Annotated in this window: 19 protein-coding genes and 2 tRNA genes; 13 read left to right on the top strand and 8 right to left on the bottom strand. The window is 68.7% G+C overall.

What is annotated here, in order from left to right; translation table 11 throughout:
• Positions 1-57 precede the first annotated feature (57 nt).
• Entirely contained in the window at positions 58-2,889 is a 2,832-nt protein-coding gene (gene valS / locus ACNI3K_RS08125) for a valine--tRNA ligase (RefSeq protein WP_419391379.1), read from the top strand.
• 55 nt (positions 2,890-2,944) lie between these two features.
• Here valS and ACNI3K_RS08130 read toward each other — a convergent pair whose 3' ends face one another.
• The 4 genes from ACNI3K_RS08130 to ACNI3K_RS08145 form a co-directional block, all read right to left on the bottom strand.
• Positions 2,945-3,877, bottom strand: coding sequence for a DUF559 domain-containing protein (locus ACNI3K_RS08130; protein WP_419391380.1), 933 nt, complete (start codon positions 3,875-3,877; stop codon positions 2,945-2,947).
• Between the two features lie 178 nt (positions 3,878-4,055).
• Positions 4,056-5,318 carry an ATP-dependent Clp protease ATP-binding subunit ClpX gene (clpX, locus tag ACNI3K_RS08135; RefSeq protein WP_419391381.1) on the bottom strand — a complete coding sequence of 421 codons (1,263 nt, stop codon included), beginning with the start codon at positions 5,316-5,318 and terminating at the stop codon, positions 4,056-4,058.
• Positions 5,319-5,547: 229 nt separating this feature from the next.
• Positions 5,548-6,339 (bottom strand): ATP-dependent Clp protease proteolytic subunit, encoded by a 792-nt coding sequence (locus ACNI3K_RS08140; protein WP_419391382.1) that lies wholly within the window; start codon positions 6,337-6,339, stop codon positions 5,548-5,550.
• On the bottom strand, positions 6,336-6,971 hold the full coding sequence (locus tag ACNI3K_RS08145) for an ATP-dependent Clp protease proteolytic subunit (protein WP_419391383.1): 636 nt from the start codon (positions 6,969-6,971) through the stop codon (positions 6,336-6,338). Before ACNI3K_RS08145 ends, ACNI3K_RS08140 begins: the two co-directional genes overlap by 4 nt.
• Positions 6,972-7,101: 130 nt before the next feature.
• Between ACNI3K_RS08145 and ACNI3K_RS08150 the strand changes: the two genes are divergently transcribed.
• A complete protein-coding gene (locus ACNI3K_RS08150) occupies positions 7,102-7,278 on the top strand; it encodes a hypothetical protein (RefSeq protein WP_419391384.1) in 177 nt (58 codons plus the stop codon).
• A 111-nt stretch (positions 7,279-7,389) separates the two neighbouring features.
• Positions 7,390-7,938 carry a DUF4190 domain-containing protein gene (locus tag ACNI3K_RS08155; RefSeq protein ID WP_419391385.1) on the top strand — a complete coding sequence of 183 codons (549 nt, stop codon included), beginning with the start codon at positions 7,390-7,392 and terminating at the stop codon, positions 7,936-7,938.
• A 126-nt stretch (positions 7,939-8,064) separates the two neighbouring features.
• Here ACNI3K_RS08155 and tig read toward each other — a convergent pair whose 3' ends face one another.
• Positions 8,065-9,420: a trigger factor gene (gene tig, locus ACNI3K_RS08160; protein WP_419391386.1), complete on the bottom strand. Its 1,356-nt coding sequence runs from the start codon at positions 9,418-9,420 to the stop codon at positions 8,065-8,067.
• A 275-nt stretch (positions 9,421-9,695) separates the two neighbouring features.
• Here tig and ACNI3K_RS08165 point away from each other — a divergent pair, with 275 nt between their 5' ends.
• The 5 genes from ACNI3K_RS08165 (at position 9,696) to ACNI3K_RS08185 (ending at position 16,835) form a co-directional block, all read left to right on the top strand.
• Positions 9,696-11,297, top strand: a complete 1,602-nt coding sequence (locus tag ACNI3K_RS08165) for a xylulokinase (RefSeq protein WP_419391387.1) — start codon at positions 9,696-9,698, stop codon at positions 11,295-11,297.
• A gap of 168 nt (positions 11,298-11,465) precedes the next feature.
• Positions 11,466-14,015 carry a cation-translocating P-type ATPase gene (locus ACNI3K_RS08170; protein ID WP_419391388.1) on the top strand — a complete coding sequence of 850 codons (2,550 nt, stop codon included), beginning with the start codon at positions 11,466-11,468 and terminating at the stop codon, positions 14,013-14,015.
• A 117-nt stretch (positions 14,016-14,132) separates the two neighbouring features.
• On the top strand, positions 14,133-14,822 hold the full coding sequence (locus ACNI3K_RS08175; RefSeq protein WP_419391389.1) for a phosphoribosyltransferase: 690 nt from the start codon (positions 14,133-14,135) through the stop codon (positions 14,820-14,822).
• Positions 14,819-16,186 (top strand): erythromycin esterase family protein, encoded by a 1,368-nt coding sequence (locus ACNI3K_RS08180; RefSeq protein ID WP_419391390.1) that lies wholly within the window; start codon positions 14,819-14,821, stop codon positions 16,184-16,186. Before ACNI3K_RS08175 ends, ACNI3K_RS08180 begins: the two co-directional genes overlap by 4 nt.
• Positions 16,176-16,835 (top strand): dienelactone hydrolase family protein, encoded by a 660-nt coding sequence (locus ACNI3K_RS08185; RefSeq protein WP_419391391.1) that lies wholly within the window; start codon positions 16,176-16,178, stop codon positions 16,833-16,835. Before ACNI3K_RS08180 ends, ACNI3K_RS08185 begins: the two co-directional genes overlap by 11 nt.
• Positions 16,836-16,916: 81 nt before the next feature.
• On the opposite strand, the gene ACNI3K_RS08190 is transcribed toward ACNI3K_RS08185, so the two are convergent.
• A tRNA-Pro gene (locus ACNI3K_RS08190) sits at positions 16,917-16,990 on the bottom strand.
• Between the two features lie 99 nt (positions 16,991-17,089).
• Between ACNI3K_RS08190 and ACNI3K_RS08195 the strand changes: the two genes are divergently transcribed.
• Positions 17,090-17,163 (top strand) — tRNA-Gly (locus ACNI3K_RS08195).
• Positions 17,164-17,267: 104 nt separating this feature from the next.
• Here ACNI3K_RS08195 and ACNI3K_RS08200 read toward each other — a convergent pair.
• A complete protein-coding gene (locus ACNI3K_RS08200) occupies positions 17,268-17,738 on the bottom strand; it encodes an SRPBCC family protein (protein ID WP_419391392.1) in 471 nt (156 codons plus the stop codon).
• A gap of 371 nt (positions 17,739-18,109) precedes the next feature.
• Between ACNI3K_RS08200 and cysK the strand changes: the two genes are divergently transcribed.
• Positions 18,110-19,045: a cysteine synthase A gene (cysK, locus tag ACNI3K_RS08205; RefSeq protein WP_419391393.1), complete on the top strand. Its 936-nt coding sequence runs from the start codon at positions 18,110-18,112 to the stop codon at positions 19,043-19,045.
• A 25-nt stretch (positions 19,046-19,070) separates the two neighbouring features.
• Positions 19,071-19,733 carry a serine O-acetyltransferase gene (cysE, locus tag ACNI3K_RS08210; RefSeq protein ID WP_419391394.1) on the top strand — a complete coding sequence of 221 codons (663 nt, stop codon included), beginning with the start codon at positions 19,071-19,073 and terminating at the stop codon, positions 19,731-19,733.
• Positions 19,734-20,087: 354 nt separating this feature from the next.
• On the opposite strand, the gene ACNI3K_RS08215 is transcribed toward cysE, so the two are convergent.
• Positions 20,088-20,567 carry a Dps family protein gene (locus ACNI3K_RS08215; protein WP_419391395.1) on the bottom strand — a complete coding sequence of 160 codons (480 nt, stop codon included), beginning with the start codon at positions 20,565-20,567 and terminating at the stop codon, positions 20,088-20,090.
• Between the two features lie 117 nt (positions 20,568-20,684).
• Between ACNI3K_RS08215 and ACNI3K_RS08220 the strand changes: the two genes are divergently transcribed.
• Positions 20,685-21,191, top strand: coding sequence for a CoA-binding protein (locus tag ACNI3K_RS08220; protein ID WP_419391396.1), 507 nt, complete (start codon positions 20,685-20,687; stop codon positions 21,189-21,191).
• 82 nt (positions 21,192-21,273) lie between these two features.
• The gene (locus ACNI3K_RS08225; protein WP_419391397.1) at positions 21,274-22,545 is read left to right on the top strand and encodes a GNAT family N-acetyltransferase; all 1,272 of its coding nucleotides are present in this window, start codon (positions 21,274-21,276) and stop codon (positions 22,543-22,545) included.
• The last annotated feature ends 71 nt before the right edge of the window (positions 22,546-22,616 follow it).

Raw genomic sequence — 22,616 nt, forward strand, 5'->3', positions numbered from 1 at the left:
CAGTGTCGCTCGCACACGAAGGCCGCTGTGCCCGCGCATCGGCCGCGTTCTGAAAGAATGGCACCCATGACAGCGCGTATCCCGGACAAGGCCACCGTCGACGGACTCGAGGACCGCTGGAACGAGGCCTGGGAGGACCAGGGCACGTACCGGTTCGACGAGTCCAAGGACCGCGAGCAGATCTACTCGATCGACACCCCTCCCCCGACGGTCTCCGGCTCTCTCCACGTCGGTCACGTGTTCTCCTACACCCACACCGATGCCGTCGCGCGCTACCAGCGCATGCGCGGGCGTGAGGTGTTCTACCCCATGGGCTGGGACGACAACGGGCTGCCCACCGAGCGGCGCGTGCAGAACTACTTCGGCGTCCGTTGCGACCCTCACCTGCCCTACGAGCCCGGCTTCGAGCCGCCCCACGAGGGCGGCGAGGGCAAGTCGATCAAGGCCGCGGACCAGCAGCCCATCTCGCGCCGCAACTTCGTGGAGCTGTGCGAACGTCTCACCGAGGAGGACGAGAAGCAGTTCGAGGCACTGTGGCGCCACCTCGGCCTGTCCGTCGACTGGTCGCGCACCTATCAGACCATCGCGCCGAACGCGCAGGCCGTCGCGCAGCAGGCCTTCGTGCGCTCGCTGGCGCGCGGCGAGGCGTACCAGGCCGAGGCGCCCACCCTGTGGGACGTGACCTTCCGCACCGCCGTCGCCCAGGCCGAGCTCGAGGACCGCGAGCGGCCCGGCGCCTACCACCGGATCGCCTTCGAGCCCGCCGCAGATCTCGAGGAGGCCACCGGCTCCTACGACTCGATCTGGATTGAGACCACCCGTCCCGAGTTGCTGCCCGCCTGCGTCGCGCTCGTGGCGCACCCCGACGACGAGCGGTACAAGCCGCTGTTCGGCAAGCACGTGCGCACGCCGCTCTTTGGCGTCGAGGTGCCCGTGGTCGCGCACCGCCTCGCCTCGCCCGACAAGGGCTCCGGCATCGCGATGATCTGCACGTTCGGCGACGTCACCGACGTCATCTGGTGGCGCGAGCTCGACCTGCCCATGCGTTCGGTACTGGGTCGCGACGGCCGGTTCGCGGCCGATGCGCCCGCTGGCTTGGACGCTCCCGACGCGGCTGCCGCCTACGCGGAGCTGGCCGGCAAGACGGTGTTCTCGGCGCAGGCCCGCGTGGTGGAGATGCTGCAAGAGGCCGACCTGATGGACGGCGACCCCCGCCCGATCTCGCACCCCGTGAAGTTCTACGAGAAGGGCGACAAGCCGCTCGAGATCGTCACGTCGCGCCAGTGGTACATCGCGAACGGCGGGCGTGACGCCGCGCTGCGCGGCTCCTTGTTGGAGCGCGGGGCCGAGCTCGACTTCGTGCCCGCCCACATGGGCAAGCGGTACGAGAACTGGGTCAACGGCCTCACCGGCGACTGGCTGATCTCGCGCCAGCGGTTCTTCGGCGTGCCGATCCCCGTGTGGTACCCGCTCGACGAGGACGGCGAGCCGGTGTGGGATCAGCGGATCGTGCCTTCCGAGGACACGCTTCCGGTGGACCCGTCTGTGGACGCTGCGCCGGGGTTCTCCGAGGGCCAGCGCGACCAGCCCGGCGGTTTCGTCGGCGAGTTGGACATCATGGACACCTGGGCCACCTCGTCTCTGACCCCCCAGATCGTGGGCGGGTGGCGGGACGATCCCGAGCTCTTCGCCAAGGTCTTCCCCATGGACCTGCGCCCCCAGGGCCAGGACATCATCCGCACGTGGCTGTTCTCCACCCTGGTGCGCTCGCACCTTGAGCACGGCGTGCTGCCGTGGAAGCATGCCGCGATCTCCGGCTGGATCCTCGACCCCGACCGCAAGAAGATGTCCAAGTCCAAGGGCAACGTGGTGACCCCGATGGGCCTGCTCGAGACCCACGGCTCGGACGCGGTGCGGTACTGGGCGGCCTCGGCACGCCTGGGCACGGACGCGGCCTTCGACGAGGGTCAGATGAAGGTGGGCCGGCGCCTCGCCATGAAGGTGCTCAACGCCTCGAAGTTCGTGCTCGGCGCCACGGGCATCGCCACGGCCGCCGACGAGTCGCTCGCGGAGGGGCTGCGCGCGACGGATCACGTGACCGGCGGCGTGCTCGGAGCTGATCCTCTCGCCACCGGCGCGGCGGGAGACCCGAACCCCGCAGCGTTGGACTCCACCGGCTCCCCTGTCACGGAGCCGCTCGACCGTGCGCTGCTCGCAGGATTGGCCGACGTGGTGGACAAGGCCGGCGCCGCATTCGAGGCGTACGACCACACCCGCGCGCTCGAGGTCGCCGAGACCCTGTTCTGGACCTTCTGCGACGACTACCTGGAGCTCGTGAAGACCCGCGCCTACGACGGCGCCGCTCCCGGCGAGCAGATCGACCCGTTCGCCGAATGCTCGCCCGGGGCCGCATCGGCCCGCGCCGCGCTGACCCTCGCACTGGAGACGTTCCTGCGCCTGTTCGCCCCCGTGCTGCCGTTCGCGACCGAAGAGGTGTGGTCGTGGTTCCGTCCGGGGTCCGTGCACCGCGCGCCGTGGCCCGAGTCCGCGCCGCTGCGGATCGCTGCGGGTGACGCTCCCGACATGACGCTCGTGGGTGCCGCAGGCGAGGCCCTCGCGACGCTGCGCAAGATCAAGTCGGAGGCCAAGGTCTCGCAGCGCACCGAGCTGGTATCGGTGGACCTGCTGGTGCCGGAGTCGCAGGTGCAGGCGGTGTTCGCGGCCAAGGCGGACCTGATGGCGGCCGGACGCGTGCGCGCGCTCCAGATCGTGGACGCCGTCGTGGCGCTCGACCCGGGCGTGGACGGCGAAGGTCCCGAGGACGGATCGATCGGCTCGAGCGCAGACACGACCGTGATGCGCACGGAGAACGTGGTCTTCGCCGACTAACCCCTGTCCGGCACTTATTGTCGCTTCTGCGAGGTCGCGGGCCGCTATCCGGCACTCACGGACGTTTGGCTCGCGCAGCAATGGCGGACCGCACCGTCCGTCGGCACCACTCAGGGCGCTCTACGACGTCCCGGTAGCCGAGCCGAATCGTAAGTATGCCGATCGACGCCAATGCCGCATCGCGTCGCAGGTCTCGCGCACGCCTTGGGGCGGCGTCGTGGAACTGGCTTCCATCGAGTTCAATCACGGTACGGGTGTCCGCGTCGTAGAGATCTGCTCGATAGCGCGCGCCGTCGACCTCCACGACGTGCTGCGGAACGAGGTGAGCGAACTCCTTGGTGTTGAAGACTCGTCGCAGCCCTTCCGCTTCGAGCCAGGACTCCGCGCCCGCACTCACGGAGTCGAGCAGGCGCAAGAAGTCTTGGCGGCCGCGGACCCGCGGCACGATGTCGACGGCGTCGCGGAGGTCTTCGGGGCTCACGACTCCCGTGCGGAGGGGATGGAAGAGCGCCTCCCCGCGGCGAGACGTCGGCAGGTCGCCGAACGCCTGAACTGCCGCGATGGGCGGCGCCACAGTGACCATGCGGTGCCGCCTCTCAGTGGCGAGCGGATATGACACGTGCCGCACTCGCACCCAACGTGGTGCGCGCACGTGGTCGTGCGCGCCGATGCACAGATCGATACGGTCCGGCGGCTCCGGCCAGGCACCCCAGAGATAGAGAGCAGACGTCCCGCCGAGCGCCGTCGTGATGCCGGGCCATGCCAGCGCAGCATCGGCGCGCGCCTGGAAGGAACTCTGATGCTCGGCGGCGACGTAGCAGTCGTGCAGCAGGCGGACGATGCGGCCGCGCACGAGAGCAGTGCGCACGGCCCTGGGCGAACCCATGGCTGCAAGTTCCTCGAAGGTGAAGGCACGAGGCTGTTGCCGCACCACATCGAGGAAGTCGGCACGGGCATCGACGCGCGGAACCACTCTCAGCGTTCTCATGGGACCACGAGTACTCGGGATGCAGGGACGCGAGCTGAGCGCGGCCGTTCAACTGTGGAGGCACGGCGGAGCAGACCGCATGTGGACACATGACATCAAACTGCCCCACAACCGTCAAAGAGCGCCGGACAGGAGGTCGATAGCGTCCAGAAGCGACAATGAGTGCCGGACAGGGGTTTTAGGCGGCGCCTTCTTCTCGGTCCGCCTCGCGCTCGATGTAGGCCGGCGTGATGCGGTCCATCACGACGTCGCGAGTCACCACCACACGGGCGACATCGTCGCGGCCCGGCACCTCGAACATCGCGCCCTGGAGGACCTCCTCCATGATCGCCCGGAGTCCACGCGCACCAGTGCCGCGCTCGAGCGCCTGCGCCGCGATCGCCTCGATGGCGGGCTGGTCGAACTCCAGCTCCACGCCGTCGAGCTCGAACATGCGCTGATACTGCTTCACCAGCGCGTTCTTGGGCTCGGTGAGGATCGACACCATCGCGTCGACGTTCAGCGGCGACACTGTCGCGATCACGGGCATGCGCCCGATGAACTCGGGGATCAGGCCGAACTTGTGCAGATCCGCCGGCGTGACGTGCGAGAAGAGATCAGAGTTGTCCGCCTCCTTGAGCTGGGCGCCAAAGCCGATGCCCTTGCGTCCCACCCGCGAAGAGATGATCTCCTCGAGCCCCGCGAACGCCCCGCCTAGGATGAACAGGACGTTCGTGGTGTCGATCTGGATGAACTCCTGATGGGGGTGCTTGCGGCCCCCCTGCGGCGGCACGGATGCCTGCGCGCCCTCGAGGATCTTCAGCAGCGCCTGCTGCACGCCCTCGCCGGACACGTCTCGCGTGATCGACGGGTTCTCCGCCTTGCGCGCGACCTTGTCGATCTCGTCGATGTAGATGATGCCGCGCTGAGCCTTCTCGACGTCGTAGTCGGCGGCCTGCAGCAGCTTGAGCAGGATGTTCTCCACGTCCTCGCCCACGTAGCCGGCCTCCGTCAGCGCGGTGGCATCGGCGATCGCGAACGGCACGTTGAGCATGCGCGCGAGGGTCTGCGCCAGGTACGTCTTACCGGTTCCCGTGGGCCCGATGAACAGCACGTTGGACTTGGCGATCTCGATGCCGTCCTCGGCGACGGTCGAGGTCCCCTCGCCCGCGCGCACCCGCTTGTAGTGGTTGTACACCGCGACGGACAGCGCCCGCTTGGCGGACTCCTGTCCCACGATGTACTGCTCCAGGAAGTCGAAGATCTCGCGCGGCTTGGGCAGCTCCGTGAACTCGGTCTGAGCGGCCTCGGCGAACTCTTCCTCGATGATCTCGTTGCACAGCTCGATGCACTCGTCGCAGATGTACACCCCGCCGCCCGCGATGAGCTTGCGCACCTGCTTCTGCGTCTTTCCACAGAACGAGCACTTCAGCAGGTCGCCGCTGTCTGCCGGTCGAGTCATCAAGGCCTCCTTCTGGCCGTGGCCATCTGCGACCAGGCTACCCACGCTGTCCGACACGTGCTGGCCGACTCGCCGCCTCGCGCGTTCGCCTACGGCCGATGCGGTCGCTGGGTCTCCTGTTCGCCTCACCGTTGGTTCGCACCAGAACGGCGGTCGGATGGGCGGGGACACGCACGAACGGCCGCCCCTGATGACTCGGGGGCGGCCGTTCGTGCGGTGCAGAGTTCCGTTACTTCGGGCCCTCGGGCTGAGTATCGGGACCTTCGGAGCCGCCGCCCTTGGGGCCGTCACTCTGGGCGTTGCCGAGCATCGGCGCCGAGGAGCGGTCCTGTGGGGCCACCGTGTCGACGCCCTTGCGGGACAGCAGCACCTGGTCCACGAGGCCGTAGTCCTTGGCGTCCTGTGCGGACAGGAACCGGTCGCGTTCGATGTCGTCGCGCACCTTCTCCTCGGACTGCCCGGTGTGCTTGGCGAGCGTGTACTCGAGCCACTCGCGCATCCGCACCATCTCTTCGGCGTAGATCTCGATGTCCGAGGCCTGCGCCCGCGCGCCGCCCTCGATGCGCGGCTGGTGGATCATCACGCGAGCGTTGGGCAGTGCCAGGCGCTTGCCGGGCGAGCCCGCCGCGAGCAGCACGGCCGCTGCAGAGGCGGCCTGACCCAGGCACACCGTCTGCACCTGCGGCTTGATGTACTGCATGGTGTCGTAGATCGCGGTGAGCGCGGTCTGCGAGCCTCCGGGCGAGTTGATGTACAGCGTGATGTCGCGGTCCGGGTCCTGGGACTCGAGCACGAGCAGCTGCGCCATCACGTCGTCCGCCGAGGCGTCGTCGATCTGCACGCCGAGGAAGATGATGCGGTCCTCGAACAGCTTCGCGTACGGGTCCTGACGCTTGAAGCCGTAGGCCGTGCGCTCCTCGAAGCTGGGCAGGATGTAGCGCGAATCGGGGCCCGCCGGAGCGGTGCCTCCGAAGCCGCCGGTGCGGCCTGCGGCCTGAATTGCCTGAGTGATGTCGCTCACGCCTTGCCTCCCTGCGACTCGTCGCCCGTATCGGCGGCGTGCATGATGACCCTGTCGATGAAGCCGTACTCGAGCGCCTCCTCGGCCGTGAACCAGCGGTCGCGGTCCGCGTCCTTGGTGATCTGCTCGACCGACTTGCCGGTCTGCTCGGCCGTGAGCTCGGACAGCACCTTCTTCATGTGCATGATGAGCTCGGCGCCGATCCGGACGTCGGTGGTCGTGCCGTAGATGCCGCCCGAGGGCTGGTGCATGAGCACTCGTGTGTGCGGGGTCGCGAACCGCTTGCCCTTGGCGCCCGACGAGAGCAGGAACTGCCCCATCGATGCCGCCATGCCCATCGCCACGGTGGCGACGTCGGGCTTGATGTACTTCATCGTGTCGTAGATCGCCATGCCGGCGGTGATCGATCCGCCGGGGCTGTTGATGTACAGGTAGATGTCCTTCTCTGGGTCCTCCGCGGCGAGCAGCATGAGCTGCGCGCAGATGACGTTCGCGTTGTCGTCGCGAACCTCGTCGCCTAGCCAGATGATGCGCTCGCGCAGCAGCCGGTTGAAGATCGAGTCATTCAGACCCATCCCTCCGGCCTCGCTGCGGGCCGTGATCGTGTCGCTCACGTTCGTCCTCTCGTCCATGAAGTCTTGCGTCAAACCTAACGGGGGCTCGTGGCGATCCATGCCAGTTCACCCTGGTTTTCGCTACGGGGTGAACGTCCGATGCGCCCGCCTGGCTAGGCTCGGAGCCTCACCTCAGAAGACGGTGGCCGTGAGCACCCATGCAGACGAGCGCCGTGACCGCTCCGTCCTCAACATCTTCGCCGCCGGCGCAGGCGTGGCGAGCCTGCTGCTTCCAGTGGTCGGCGTCGTGGCTGGCACCGCTGCACTCGCCATCACGCTGCGGCTCGCCGCAGGCTGGGCAGGCACCCTCGCCGAGTTCGACTGACGGCCTCCCTGAGGAAGTCTCCGGGGCAGCATCGGGCACGCGGACGATGTCCCGCCCGAGGCCTCAGGGCTAGGCTCGGAAGAGCACGATCTACCACGACAGGGAGCACCCATGAGCACCACCCCCGACGATCCTTTCGCCCGTCGCCCCGAGGACGGTCAGGGACAGCAGCCGCAGCAGCCCGAGGCGTGGGGCGACGCCCCACCGCCCCCGCAGCCGGAGCAACCGCAGTACGCGCAGCCCGGCTACGCACCTCAGCAGCAGCCACCGCAGAACGGCCAGCCCCAGTACGCGCAGCCCCAGTACCAGCAGCCCTACGGAGTTCCCACCGGCCCCCGCCCGGGCACCGAGAAGAACTGGATGAACGTCACCTCGCTCGTGCTGGGCCTCGTGGGTCTGTTCACGTGGTTCACCGCGATCGGCGGCATCATCCTGGGCCACATGGGCCGCAGCGCCGAGAAGAAGGGGCAGGCGGACAATGGCGGCCTCGGCCTCGCAGGCCTGATCATCAGCTACATCGTGGTGGCGCTCGGCGTCGTCGCGATCATCGCCATGTTCGCGTTCTTCGGCTGGGTCGCATCCGAGTGCGGCGGCGACAACCCGGCGAACTGGTGCACTGACGGCGGCACCTCCTTCGAGATCGAGGCCTTCGCCGCCTAAGCGGACGGCGCAGCCAAACCCGGCCCGCGCATCGGCCGCACGCACCGCGACCACCGCGACCACCGCGACACAGCAAAGAGCCCGGGCGACCAGTGGTCGCCCGGGCTCTTTGCTTTCGGTGAAGCGCTACTTGTCGTCGCCCGCGGCGTCCTGCACCGCTGCTGCGACTGCGTCCTCGTCGATGTCGTCTGTCTTCTTCTCGTCCTCGACCGAGCCGATCACCGCGGACAGGTCGACGGCGTTGCCGTCGGTGTCCTTGATGGTGGCGCGGCGCAGCGCGAAGGCGGTGGCCTTGGAGCGCGCGACCTCGGCGACGATCGCGGGGATCTGGCCGGACTTCTCGACCTGCTGGATGAACTCGTTCGGGTCCATGTTGTACTGACGCGACGCGTTCATCAGGTAGTCGAGGAGCTCGTTCTGCTCGACCTCGATCTCGAGGTTGTCGGCGAGGGTGTCGAGGAGGATCTGCGCACGCAGCGCGTTGTGCGCCTCCTCGGTGACCTCGGCGCGGTGCTCGTCGTCCTCGAGGCGGTTCTCGTTCTCGAGGTGCGAGTGGACCTCCGCCTCGATGACCTTCTTGGGGAGCTCGAAGTCGGTGGCGTCCTTGAGGGCGTCGATGAGCTTCTCGCGGGCCTCGACGGCCTGGTTGTTGGCCTTGATCCGGGCGGCCTGCTCGCGCAGGTCGTCCTTCAGCTCGTCGACCGTGTCGAACTCGGAGGCGAGCTGAGCAAAGTCGTCGTCCACCTCGGGGAGCTCGCGCTCCTTGACGGCCGTCACCTTGACGGTGATCTGCGCGTTCTGGCCAGCGGCCTCGCCGGCAGCGAGCGGCGCCTCGAACGTGGTCTCCTCGTCGGCCGACAGGCCGATCAGGGCATCGTCCAGGCCCTCGAGCATGTTGCCCGAACCCACCTGGTAGGAGGTGCCCTGGACGTTGTCCACGTCGGCACCGTCCAGCTTGGCGGCCATGTCGATGGTCACGAAGTCGTTGTCCGCGACGGGACGGTCGACGGTCTTGAGCGAGCCGAAGCGCTCGCGCAACTGGTCCAGGCGCTCCTGCACGTCCTCGTCGGAGACCTCGACGGGCGAGACCTCAAGCGTGAGGTCCTCCGACTTGGGCAGGTCGACCTCGGGGCGGATCTCGACGGTGGCCGTGAACTCCAGGCTGTTGTCGCCGTCCTCGGCTCCGGGAACCTTGGTGACCTCGACCTCGGGCTGGCCGAACGGGCGAATGCCCTGCTCCTCGACCGCAGCCGAGTACCAGGCCGGGAGCCCGTCGTTGACGGCGTGCTCGATGACGGCACCCTTGCCCACGCGCTGCTCGAGGATCTTCGGCGGCACCTTGCCCTTGCGGAAGCCGGGGATCTGCACCTGCTCACCGATGTGCTGGTAGGCGTGGTCGAGCGAGGGCTTGATGTCCTCTTCGGTCAGGTTGACCGTCAGCTTGACGGTCGTGGCGTCGATCTTCTCGATGGCGCTAGTCACGAATGTGCTCCTGTGAATGGGGGTGATGGCCTCGCCGAATGCGGGCATGCTGCAGTTCGGCAACCCAACGAGTCTAGTCATCGTGCGTGCCCGAGCCCAAACGGGTTCGCTGTCAGCGATGAAGCTTCTTTCCATGCCATGCGGCCGATGCGGCGGTGGGCTCGCGCTCCGCGTGCGCGCACGTGCGTGGAGGCCTGAGGGCCCTACAGTATTGACAGACGTTCACATCAGACGCCTGCACAGAGGCAGGCGGCGCACCGAGGAGTGAGAATCCGATGACCGAGAAGTCCGAGAACGCGACCACGGCGATCAGCGACGGGCACACGTCGCTGGGGATCGAGCTGGGCTCGACGCGCATCAAGGCGTGCTTGATCGGTCCCGGGCACGAGGTGCTCGCCACGGGCAGCCACGAGTGGGAGAACCAGTTCGTCGACCGCCTGTGGACCTATCCGGACGAGGAGATCTGGTCCGGTCTGGGCGCGGCCGTCGCCGAGCTCATGGCTGCGGTCAAGGCGTCGTACGGCACCGAGCTGACCTCCGTGGGAGCGGTAGGCGTCTCGGCGATGATGCACGGCTACCTCGCGTTCGACGAGGCCGGCGAGCTGTTGGTCCCCTTCCGCACCTGGCGTAACACCAACACCGGCGTCGCGGCCTCGGAGCTCACCGAGAAGTTGGGCTTCGCCTTCCCGCTGCGGTGGTCCGCGTCGCACCTGTACCAGGCCATCGTCGACGAGGAGCCGCACGTCGAGAAGCTCGGCTTCATCACCACGCTCGCGGGCTACGTGCACTGGCGCCTGACCGGCCAGAAGGTGCTGGGCGTGGGCGACGCGTCTGGCGTGTTCCCGATCGACCCCGCCACCGGCACCTACGACGCGACGATGCTCGAGGGATTCCAGGCGATGGTCGCCGAGCGCCGGGACGGACTCGACGTGGCAGCCCTGCTCCCCCAGGTCCTGTCCGCGGGGCAGGACGCCGGCGCGCTCACGACCGAGGGCGCGGCCCTGCTCGACCCGACGGGAACCCTGGCGGCCGGAGCACCCGTGTGCCCGCCCGAGGGAGACGCCGGCACGGGCATGGTCGCGACGAACGCCGTCGCGCCGCGCACCGGCAACATCTCCGCGGGCACGTCGATCTTCGCGATGATCGTGCTCGAGAAGCCGCTCGACTCCGTGCACGAGGAACTCGACATCGTCACCACGCCCGCGGGCGATCTGGTCGCGATGGTGCACTGCAACAACGGCGCCAGCGAGTTGGGCGCGTGGGCCGCGATGTTCACGGAGTTCGCGAGCGCCATGGGCGTGGACCGCGGCCCCGATGCCGTGTTCGAGGCGTTATTCTCGGCGGCGCTCCAGGGCGACGCCGACGGCGGCGGACTGCTCGCCTACAACTACCTGTCCGGCGAGCCGATCACGGGACTCGACGAGGGACGGCCGCTGTTCGTGCGCACTCCCGACAGCCGGCTGACGCTGGCGAACTTCATGCGCACGCAGGTGTACGCGGCGTTCGGCACACTCAGCCTCGGGATGAGGGTGCTGCACCGCGAGGGCGTGCAGCTGGACTCGATGTTCGCGCACGGCGGCATGTTCAAGACCGCGGGGGTCGCGCAGCGGTTGCTCGCAGCGGCGATCGACGCGCCCGTCACCGTGGGCGAGACAGCCAGCGAGGGCGGCGCGTGGGGCATCGCGGTGCTCGCGGAGTACCGGCGCACGGGCGCCAACGAGCCCTTGGGCGACTACCTCGCGCAGCACGTGTTCGCCGGCGCCGCTCAGGATGTCGCGCAGCCCGAGCCGGCCGACGTCGCCGGCTACGAGGCGTGGCTCGACCAGTACAGCGCGGGACTCGCGATCCAGCGCGCCGCGACCGAGGCGATCCACTAGGCCCGCGCCACTAGGCCCGAGCGGCGCGGGCGACGGGCGTCCATTTCACCGCCCGTGCGCCGCACCGCGACTGCACGACGGTGGGAACCCAGTCCCGGTCGCCCGCTGGCCTTTCGGAGTAGCGTGAACGGTGAGTCCTCTTCCTCAAGCAGCGACGGGAGCGAACCCGTGGACGACACCCAGCGAGCAGCCTCCGACGATCTCGATCTTGAGGCCGCCCACGCGACGAGCGTCGACGATGTCCTTGAGGCCCTCGATGTCGACGCCGACGCCGGCCTCACGACCGAAGAGGTGTCGCGACGCCGCGAGCGCGCGGGCCGCAACGAGATAGCCGACGATGGCGGCACGCCGTGGTGGGTGCTGCTGTGGAGGCAGATAGCGAACGCCGTCATCGTGCTGCTGCTCGGCGCCGCAGTCGTGGGACTGATCTTCGGCGAGATCGTCGAGGCCATCGCCATCATGGTCGCGTTGATCGTCAACGTCGCGGTGGGGTTCGGCACCGAGTTCAAGGCCGCGAAGTCGATGGCGGCGCTCAAGGACCTGTTGCGCACCGTCGCAGAGGTGGAGCGCGACAACAGGCGCGAGGAGATCGACGCCGCCGAGCTGGTGCCTGGCGACATCGTCGGCATCGAGTCGGGCGAGCAGGTCCCCGCGGACATTCGCATCATCGATGCGGAAGGCCTGCAGATCGAGGAGGCCGGGCTCACCGGCGAGTCGGCGGCGGTGGACAAGCAGACCGAGCCCGTCGACCCGGAGGCTCCTCTCGCGGAGCGCGCCTCCATGGCCTACATGGGCACGACCGTCCTCGCGGGACGCGGCCGCGGCGTGGTCGTCGCCACCGGACAAGGCACGGAGATGGGTCGCATCGCCGACCTTGCGTCCTCCGCAGACGAGACGCAGGCACCTCTCCAGGCGGGCCTCAACAAGCTCTCGGGCCAGCTCTCCATCGGCGTCGTGGTAGGCGCTGCCGTCTTGTTCCTCCTGGGCTGGTGGCGAGGCAACGACGTCACAGAGTTGGTCGAAATCGCCGTGGCACTCGCCATCGCCGTAGTCCCCGAGGGGCTCCCCGCCGTTGTGACCCTCACCATGGCCGTAGGCATGCGGCGCATGGCCCAGGGCAACGCGCTCGTGCGCCGGCTGCCCGCCGTCGAGACTCTCGGCTCCACCACCGTGGTGTGCTCCGACAAGACCGGCACCCTCACCCGCAACGAGATGACCGTCGTACAGACGCGCCTCGCGGAAGGTGCCGAAGAAGACCACCTGTGGCACGCATCGGCGCTGTGCAATGACGCAGACATCGACACCGACGGGGACCCTGTGGGCGATCCCACCGAGGTCGCCCTGATCGAGGCAGCCGGCGATGCCGGGCTCGACTGGCGCGAACTGCGCGAGTCGACATCCCGCAGCGACGAGGTGCCCTTCGACTCCGCGAGCAAGCGCATGGCGGTCGTCATCGACGGCATCGTGCACGCCAAGGGAGCGCCGGAGGTGATCCTCGATCCCGAGCGCGACCAGGCGCTGATCCGGGCGGCGGAGGAATGGGCGGCGGACGGGCTGCGCACCCTCGCGTTCGCGCGGGGCGAGGCCGCGGGCGAGGGGGACGAGCTGTTCGAGGGACTCGACGCCGTCGGCGTCGTGGCCATGCAGGATCCGCCCCGCGAGCAGGTCGACGAGGCGGTTGAGGTCATGCACTCCGCCGGCGTACGCGTGCTGATGATCACGGGCGACCGGCCCGACACCGCGTCGGCGATCGGAAAGCAGCTGGGCTTTCGTGCCGAGAGCGCCGTCACCGGTGCAGAGCTCGCGACGATGAGCGACGACGAGCTGCGTACTCGCCTCGACAGCGACGCCGTCTTCGCCCGGGTCGCCCCTGAGCACAAGCTCCGCATCATCGAGCTCCTTCAGGGACAGGGAGAGGTGGTGGCGGTCACGGGAGACGGCGTCAACGACGCCCCTGCGCTTCGCCAGGCCGACGTGGGCGTCGCGATGGGCTCGGGCACCGACGTCGCCAAGGACGCCGCCGACGTGGTGCTCCTCGACGACCACTTCGGGACCATCGAACTCGCGGTCCAGGAGGGACGGCGGATCTTCGCGAACATCCGGCGGTTCGGCCAGTTCCTGTTCTCGTGGCACGTGTCCGAGGTGACCGTCATCACGGTCGCGGTGCTCGCCGGGTGGCCCGCGCCACTCGCCGGGCTGATGATCCTGTGGAACAACCTCGTCATCGACGTCATCCCCTCGTTCGCGCTTGCACTGGAGCCCAGCCGCAGCGAGGTCATGAAGGACCCGCCGCGCGACCCGCGCGAGTCCGTGATCTCACGTTCCGTGCTGAAGCGCATCGCGCTCCACGGGCTGCTCGTCGCGACCACCGGCCTCGCCGCCTACGGCGCGGCGCACCTGTGGCTCGATCTCGACGACGCGCAGGCCCAGACCGTGACGTTCCTCGCGATGTCCGCCGCGCAGACGCTCGCCGTGTTCAACGCGCGCGCCGAGACGGGCTCCGGGTTCCGCGGCGCGGGCTCGAACCCGTGGCTGTGGGCCGCGCTCGCGCTGGTCGGTTCCCTCACCGTGCTCGCGATGACGCTGCCGCCGCTGCGCGACGTGCTGGGACTGGCCGCGATTCCTGGGCAGGCCTGGGGAATTGCTCTCGTGCTGGCGCTGCTACCCCTCACCGCGGTGCAGACCACGCGGATGGCGCGGTCGAAGATGAGCCGCTGACCGCACGCCGTCGCGCCGGCCTCTGACGCTACGGCGGATCCCACCACGCGTTTCTCACCAGATGCGTGGAGACACTTCCCGGCTTAGCCTGACAGTGGAGCCAAGGAGGTACTGGCCATGTTCGAGCAAGGACGCTTCGCCCACCGCACGGAGGCCGGTCGCGCGGTCTCTCAACTGCTGTCTCTCTACGCCCACCGCGAGGACGTGGTGGTGCTTGCGCTGCCGCGAGGAGGAGTGCCGGTTGCGGTGGTCATCGCACAGGCGCTCGAGGCCCCGCTGGACGTGCTCATGGTCCGCAAGTTGGGCCTGCCTCAGCAGCCCGAGGTCGCGATGGGGGCGATCGCAAGCGTCGGCGGCACGGTGGAGGTCGTGCGCAACACGGCGGTGATCGAGCAGGCGGGCGTCGACGAGGCGACGGTGGACGAGGTCTACGCCGTGGAGATGGCGGAGCTGCGGCGCCGTGACTCCAAGTACCGCGAGGGCCGGCCGGCCATGCCTTTGCGCGGCCGCACGGTGATCATCGTCGACGATGGCCTCGCGACGGGGGCGACCATGCGGGCGGCGGTGGCTGCGGTGCGGCACCAGGAGCCGGCTCAGATTGTCGTGGCGGTGCCGGTGGCGTCGCCCAGCGCTGCCGAGGCTGTGACCGCCGAGGTAGACGAGTTCTTCTGCGTGCTGACCCCCGAGGGCTTCTACGCCGTAGGCCAGGTCTATGACGACTTCTCCCCCGTCGTCGACTCCGAGGTCGTCGCCGCACTGCGGGCCAATGCGGACGACGACCCCGACCCCGAGGTGTCCCAGCCATGAGCACTGTGGAGGACATCCGCGCACTCGCCACGCCGTTGCGCTCCGGCGAGGATCTCGATCCCCTGCTTGACCGCATCGGCGACACCCCGCACGTGCTGATTGGCGAGGCCTCCCACGGCACCCATGAGTTCTACCAGTGGCGCGCGGCACTGACCCGTCGGCTGATCAGCGAGAAGGGCTTCAACTTCGTGGCCGTCGAGGGCGACTGGCCCGACTGCTACCGGGTGCACCGCTCCGTCACGGAGGGCACCGAGGACCCGGCCGATGCGCTGGCCGCGTTCGAGCGTTGGCCCACCTGGATGTGGGCCAACGAGGACGTGCTGGCCTTCACGCACTGGCTTCAGAAGCACAACGAGCACTTGCCCTGGGAGCAGCGCGTGGGCTTCTACGGCCTGGACGTCTATTCCCTGTGGGAGTCGCTCGAGGCAACCCTCGCGTATCTGCGGGAGCACGAACCGGAGCACTTAGACGCTGTCCACACCGCGCTCCACTGCTTCGAGCCATACGCCAAGGACCCGCAGGCCTACGCCCGTGCCACCAGGCTGGTGCCCAGAGACTGCGAGGACGAGGTGATCGCGCTGCTGCGGGGCATGGCGGCGCGCAACGCCGAACGCGCGGCCGTCTCCGGCGAGAAGGCACCTGGAGCGGACCCGGGGCGCCACGACGAGATCGTGCGTCGCGAGGCGCAGTTCAACGCCGAGCAGAACGCCGAGGTCGCGGTGGGGGCGGAGGCCTACTACCGCGCGATGGTCGGCGGCGGCCCCACCTCCTGGAACCTGCGCGACCGCCACATGGCCCGCACGCTGGATCGCCTCATCGGCCTGTACCGCGAGCGCACTGAAGGCGCGCCCGTCAAGACGGTGGTGTGGGAGCACAACACCCACATCGGCGACGCCCGCTTCACCGACATGACGAGCGCGGGCATGGTCAACGTGGGGCAGTTGGCGCGCAACAAGTACAGCGAGCGCAACGTGGTGCTGGTGGGCTTCGGCACCTACGAGGGCACCGTCACGGCCGCGCCGCAGTGGGGCGCACCCACCGAGACGATGCCAGTTCCCCGGGCACGCTCCGGGAGCACGGAGGCGCTCATGCACGAGGCGATCAACGACCCTGCGGCACTGCTGGTGTTTCCCAGGGATCTGCCGCCGTGGCTGCGCGAGGTGCGCGACCATCGGGCCATCGGCGTGGTCTATCACCACGAGGCCGAGCGCTGGGGCAACTATGTCGAGACCGTGCTCGGGCGCCGCTACGACGCGTTCTGCTGGATCGACCGCACCCAGGCGCTCACCCCGATCGTGGCCACCAGGAACCTTGCTCCCGACCCCGACGACGCAGAGATGGCGACTTGGCCCCATGGCACGTGAGTCCCGCGAGATTCCCCTGCCCGTCGACGGCGGCGTGGTCGTCGGCGACCTGGCGGTGCCCGCATCGGCCCGTGCAGTGGTGGTGTTCGCCCACGGGTCCGGCAGCAGCCGGCACAGCGCCCGCAACCGCCGCGTGGCCGAGCACCTCCAGGAGGCCGGCTACGCAACCCTGCTCATGGACCTGCTGACCGACAAGGAGGAACGCGAGGATCTCGTCACCCGGCAGTGGCGCTTCGACATCGCGCTGCTCGGCACCAGGCTCGTGAACGCGGTGGACCATCTCGCACAGCTCGGCGACACCTCGGGTTTGCCCGTGGCCGCATTCGGTGCGAGTACCGGCGCCGCGGCAGCCCTGGACGCTGCGGCGATGCGGCCTGCGCGGGTGCGGGCCGTCGTCTCGCGTGGCGGCCGGCCCGATCTGGCGACGCAGGACCTGTCGACCGTCAGTTCGCCCACTCTGTTGATCGTGGGGGGTGAGGACCACGTGGTGATCGAGTTCAATGAACAGGCTGCGTCTCACCTGAGAGCCGACCACGAACTCGTAATAGTTCGCGGGGCCACGCACCTGTTCGAGGAGCCAGGCGCGCTGGACCAGGTGGTGCAGTTCAGCGTGGACTGGCTGGACCGCTGGATCGCCCCAGCCGGGTAGTCCCGGCTTCGGGGAGCACGATCGCGGTCGCTCGCCAATCGCTCGCGGACGAAGGCGAGCCTTCTTCGCTCGCCCCCGCAGTCGGGGTGACAGGATTTGAACCTGCGACCCTCTGCTCCCAAAGCAGATGCGCTACCAAGCTGCGCTACACCCCGTCCGCGCAACGCTGAAGCGTGCGCGGTACCCGCATCGGCCGGGCTCGGCTACTCTAGTACGCGCCGGGCGGACGGGTTCGCGCCCTACAGGCCGGCGACGCGGGTGTAGCTCAATGGTAGAGCCTCAGTCTTCCAAACTGATGGTGCGGGTTCGATTCCCGTCACCCGCTCCACTTCAACTCCCCGATGCGGGCGCCCGCTGCCTGTCAGATCCGACAGTGAGTGCCGGACAGCGGGCCGCGAGCTCCCAGAACCGACAATGAGTGCCGGACAGGGGTTAGGGGGTTGGGCGTTTCTCGGCAGCCTTCGCGATGTCCTCGAGGTCCTTGACGAGCGCCTTCTGGGTGGACTTGAGCCCTATCTTCCCGAACAGCGCCCAGCCGATCCGCTGGCCGAGGCCGGGGTTCACGCTCTCGCCGCCGAAGTCGACGCTCAGTCGCGTGCCGCCCTCGATCGGCTCGCAGACGAACACGGTCGCGTAGCGGGTGCCGCCCGATTCGGCGCTGACCGTGGTGGTGAAGGGCTCCTCGACCGCCACGACCCACATCTCCTCCGACGCCTCCTTGCCGAGCATCCGTCGGGTCTCGCGCCACTTGACGCCCACCTCGTAGCCCTCGCCCTCGAGCCGCTCGACCGCGACGACCCCGGACAGCACGTCAGGCGCCCCATCCAGGTCGGTGAGGATGCTCCACACCACGCGGGGATCCGCCTTGATGTCACGCTCCGCGTGAACCGTCGAGACGGCCATGATGTCCTCCTTCATCGCAGGTACTCATGGCAATCAGACTAGTCCTACCCGCTCCGTGCCGCCCGACCCGCTGCAGCGGTCGCGCCTTGCCCCCGCCCGCGCATCGGCGCTACCCTGACTGGAGTCCGCACAGAAAGGTCAGCGAGATGAGCTCCGAGCACCGCGCACACGCGCAGTTCTCGCACGCCCCGCTGATGTGCGCGACCCACAGCGCCTGCATGTGCTGCTGCTGTCTCTAGAGCGCTGATGCGCGCCCGCGACAGCGGGCTCGATTCACGCCAGCGCTCGCCCCGGTATCGAATCGCGGTACACCCCTGTTGTTCCCACCAGACACGCCCGTTCCGGGCCCATCCAGAGAAGGAAGATTCTCCATGGCAAAGATCTACGAGGACGTCACCGCCCTCATCGGCAACACCCCGCTCGTCAAGATCAACGCTCTCGCAGAAGGCGCGGGCGCGACCGTGCTCGGCAAGCTCGAGTTCTACAACCCCGCGAGCTCCGTCAAGGACCGCCTGGGCGTCGCGATCGTCGACGCCGCAGAGAAGGACGGCGCGCTGCAGCCGGGCGGGACCATCATCGAGGCCACCTCGGGCAACACCGGCATCGCGCTCGCGATGGTCGGCGCGGCGCGCGGCTACAACGTCGTGCTGGCAATGCCAGAGACGATGTCCAAGGAGCGCCGCGCCCTGCTGCGCGCGTTCGGTGCCGAACTCATCCTGACCCCCGGGCCCGAAGGCATGAAGGGCGCGGTCGAGGCCGCCAACAAGATCGCCGAGGAGCGTCCCGGATCGGTGCTCGCGCGCCAGTTCGCCAACGAGGCCAACCCTGACATTCACCGCCGCACCACCGCGGAGGAGATCTGGAACGACACCGACGGCGAGGTCGACATCGTCGTCGCCGGCATCGGCACCGGCGGCACCATCACCGGCGTGGGCGAAGTCCTGAAGGCCCGCAAGCCCAGCATCCAGATCATCGCGGTGGAGCCCGCCGAGAGCCCCATCCTCAACGGCGGCGAGCCCGGTCCCCACAAGATCCAGGGAATCGGTGCCAACTTCGTCCCCGAGATCCTGAACACGGAAATCTACGACGAGGTCATCGACGTCGACTCTGAGACCTCCGTCGCTACCGCCCGCGCCGCCGCCCGCAAGGAGGGCCTGCTCGTGGGCATCTCGTCGGGCGCCGCCCTGCACGCGGCCATCGAGGTCGCCAAGCGGCCCGAGAACGCAGGCAAGACCATCGTCACCATCATCCCGTCCTTCGGCGAGCGCTACCTGACCTCGGTGCTCTACGCCGACCTGATGGACTGACCGAACACGAGAGGCACGTCCCCGCATGTCTGACCGCCCTGGATACCTGAGCCTCGCGCTCGAGGACATCCGCACTGCCATGAGACGCGACCCTGCTGCGCGCTCGTGGATCGTCATCGCGCTGTCCTATCAAGGGGTCCACGCCATCTGGCACCACCGTGCCGCCCATTGGCTGTGGAACCGGGGCCTGCGGACATACGGGCGGCTGTGGTCGCAGCACGCCCGTCGTCGCACCGGGATCGAGATCCATCCCGGTGCGACGATGGGGCGGCGCGTGTTCATCGACCACGGCATGGGCGTCGTCATCGGCGAAACGGCCGTGATCGGCAACGACGTGCTGCTCTTTCACGGCGTCACGCTCGGCGGCACCACCATGAGCCCGGGCAAGCGCCACCCCACGGTCGGCGACCGCGTGGTGATCGGCGCGGGCGCCAAGGTGCTGGGACCGGTGCACATCGGCAGCGACGCGCGCATCGGCGCGAACGCCGTGCTGGTCAAGGACGTGCCCGACGGCGCCACCGCCGTGGGCATCCCTGCAAAGATCCGCGAGCACCCGAACTCTCGCGAGGCGGGCACCGCCGCATCCTCGATCGACGCAGGCGACTCGTATCGTCACCCCGACCCCGATGCGGTGCCAGAGGACGCAGCTCGCCACGAACAGCGCGAGCCGGCCATGTACTACATCTGATGTTCGTCACAGAATTCTTGGTCGAGACGCTGTTGCTGGGCGTGCGAAGGCGCTAGCCTAGGCTCAGATTCGGACAACATAGACCTGGCGTGCCCCTCAGCCGCGCCACGGACGGCAGGCCCCTCGCATATGGCGGGGGGCCTGTTGTCGTGTCGGGGCCTTGCCCGGTGGAGGCACCGCCGCGATAACGCGCGCGAGTGCGCCACGAATGCCGGCCGGAACGAGAACGGGCCCCCGCCTTGCGGCGAGGGCCCGTCAGTCCCGAGGGGGGTCGGGACTCGTCCCGGGGGGGGACGGCTTTATTGTGCCAGGCCCACAGGCCTGATCAGGACACGCCGCGCGGTCTGTCGATCGCTAAGAGGCGAACGACCGCAGCATCCAGGCGGTCTCCTCGTGGAAGTCCAGGCGGCCGTTGTACAGGTCCGCGGTCGCCCCATCGCCCGCCTCGTCCGCGGCCACCGACAAGGGCCGGATCGCGGCCGCGAGGGCCTCGTGGTCGCGCTGCAGGTTCTTCACCATGGTCATCGCGTCATCCGTCGGCTCGTGATCCTTCAAGGTCGACAGCTCCAGCATCTCTGCCATCGATCCCGGCGCCTTGACGCCCAGGGCGCGCATGCGCTCCGCGAGATCGTCCGCCGCGAGGAACAAAGCGTTGTACTGCTCCTCGAGCATCAGGTGCAGGGAGCGGAAGTGGGGACCCGTGACGTTCCAGTGGTACCCCTGGGTCTTCAGGTAAAGCGTGAACGTGTCGGCCAGTGCCTGTCCAAGCCCCGCGTTGATGGACTTCAGGTCCGATTCGTTGATACCGATCTCGGGTGTGGGCTCAGTGGCCATTGCACTCTCCTTCACATCTGTTCCGCTTAGGTGGGACACCCAGGTAACGGGCCGTCCGCGCCTGCCATTCCCATCCCGATTTCGGGAATGCTGCGCGCACAGGTACGTTCCCCGAGTATGAGCATCGAACTGCCCGGCAAGCCCACAGGCGAGGCCTGCCCCACTCCATCGGCCACAGCCGCGACCGCTCCCGACGACGACGCGCTGGTGGACCTGCTGTCCCGTGCGCGCACTGTCGCGGTGGTCGGCGCGTCCCCGAACGACCACCGCACCAGTTACTCGATCGCCGCGTGGCTCATGACCCGCACGCCTTACGAGGTCTACCTCGTGAACCCGATGGCGGAGGGCCAGGAGATCCGTGGCCACGGCTTCTACTCCTCTCTCGCGGAGCTGCCGGTGGTGCCGGACATCGTCGACGTGTTCCGCCGCTCCGAGCACGTTCCGCCGGTCGCCGACGACGCGATCGAGGTTGGAGCCGGCGCGCTGTGGATGCAGCTGGGCGTCTCTCACGAGGAGGCCGCTGGCCGCGCCCTCGACGCCGGTCTCGACGTGGTCCAGGATCGCTGCATCAAGGTCGAGTACGAGCGCCTGCGCGACGCGGTGGAGCAGGCCTCCGCTCAGTAGCGGTGCGCTCGCGCCATTTTCTCGCGCCGATGCGGGGGTTTCCTCAGGCGCAAACCCCCACCTCGGTGCCACAATCTTGAGCGTGACCACACCTCAGGGATATCGCCTCGTCTCCGTCGACCAGACTCGCGCCAGCGAAGTTCTCCACGTCGACGCCTTCGCCTTCGCCTTCACTGTCCCGGACAAGGACGCGGGTTTCATCCAGGACGTCCTGCCCTGGGAACGTACCCGCGCGGTGGAGGTCGCCGATCCGGTCCGCGGGACCGAGGGCACACTCGCCGCCGTCCATGCCTCCTTCAAGTTTGGCACTCGGGTGCCCGGTGGTCGCGAGGTTCCGACCGCGGGCCTCAGCTGGGTGGGAGTGCATCCCGGCCACCGGCGGCGCGGCCTGCTCCGCGCGATGATCGGAGATCACTTCTCGCGCTCTCTCGCGCGGGGCGAGGCTATCTCCACCCTGTTCGCGGCCGAGACACAGATCTATCAGCGGTTCGGCTACGGGATGGCCGCCACGGAGGCGCGGGTACAGCTGGGCCGTGGCGTGGAGCTGCGACCTCTGCCCGGCTCCGAGAACCTGATCGTGGAGGTCGACTCCGCGTCCATCGAGCGGCACGGCCCGACGATCGCGAGCATCCAGTCACGCATGACCCGTCCGGGGACGGTGAGCACCCTCGCTCCGCAGACCCTCGCGGACGTCCTGATGGACCTCGAGATCGACCGTGACGGCAGCGAGGAGCTGCGCATCGCGACGGTTCGCGACGGCGACGATCCCGTCGCCTGGGCGCTGTTCCAGCGCAAGCAGGAGTGGGGCGACACCGGACCGGACGGCAAGGTGCGGGTGCGCGCGTGGGGTGCGCTCGGCGCCGCCGCGACCGTGCGCCTGTGGGGCGTGCTGGCGGACTTCGATCTCATGTCCGCCACGCATGCGGGACGCTTCGCGCCCGACGACCCGCTGCTGCTGCGCCTGAAGGACATGCGCGCCGCGAAGATCACTCTCACCGACAACTTGTGGGTGAGGATCCTCGACGTCGCCGAGGCGCTTGAGGCACGCGGCTACGCCGCGGACTGCGACGTCACAGTGCAGGTCGACGACTCCTTCCTGCCGCAAAATGCGGGCGTGTGGAGGGTGCTCGTTGCCGCTGGCGAGGCGAAGGTGACACGCGAGGGCGCCGCCGACCCCGCATCGGCCGACCTGCGGCTGGATGTCCAAGAGCTCGGCGCCGCCTATCTGGGCGGCACCACGATCACGGAGCTGACCCGCGCGCAGCTGGTCGACGAACGGACGCCCGGAACCGCCGCGGAACTCTCGCGCGCGATGGCATCGGACGTCAAACCCGTCGCGAACTTCGGCTTCTAGCGTCCCGCGGGGGTCTGCCGACGCATTCCCACGCGCCCGGATACCGCCACAGTTTGGGCACGGGGCAGAAA

This window comes from Demequina ureilytica (assembly GCF_048553575.1).
Lineage (GTDB): Bacteria > Actinomycetota > Actinomycetes > Actinomycetales > Demequinaceae > Demequina.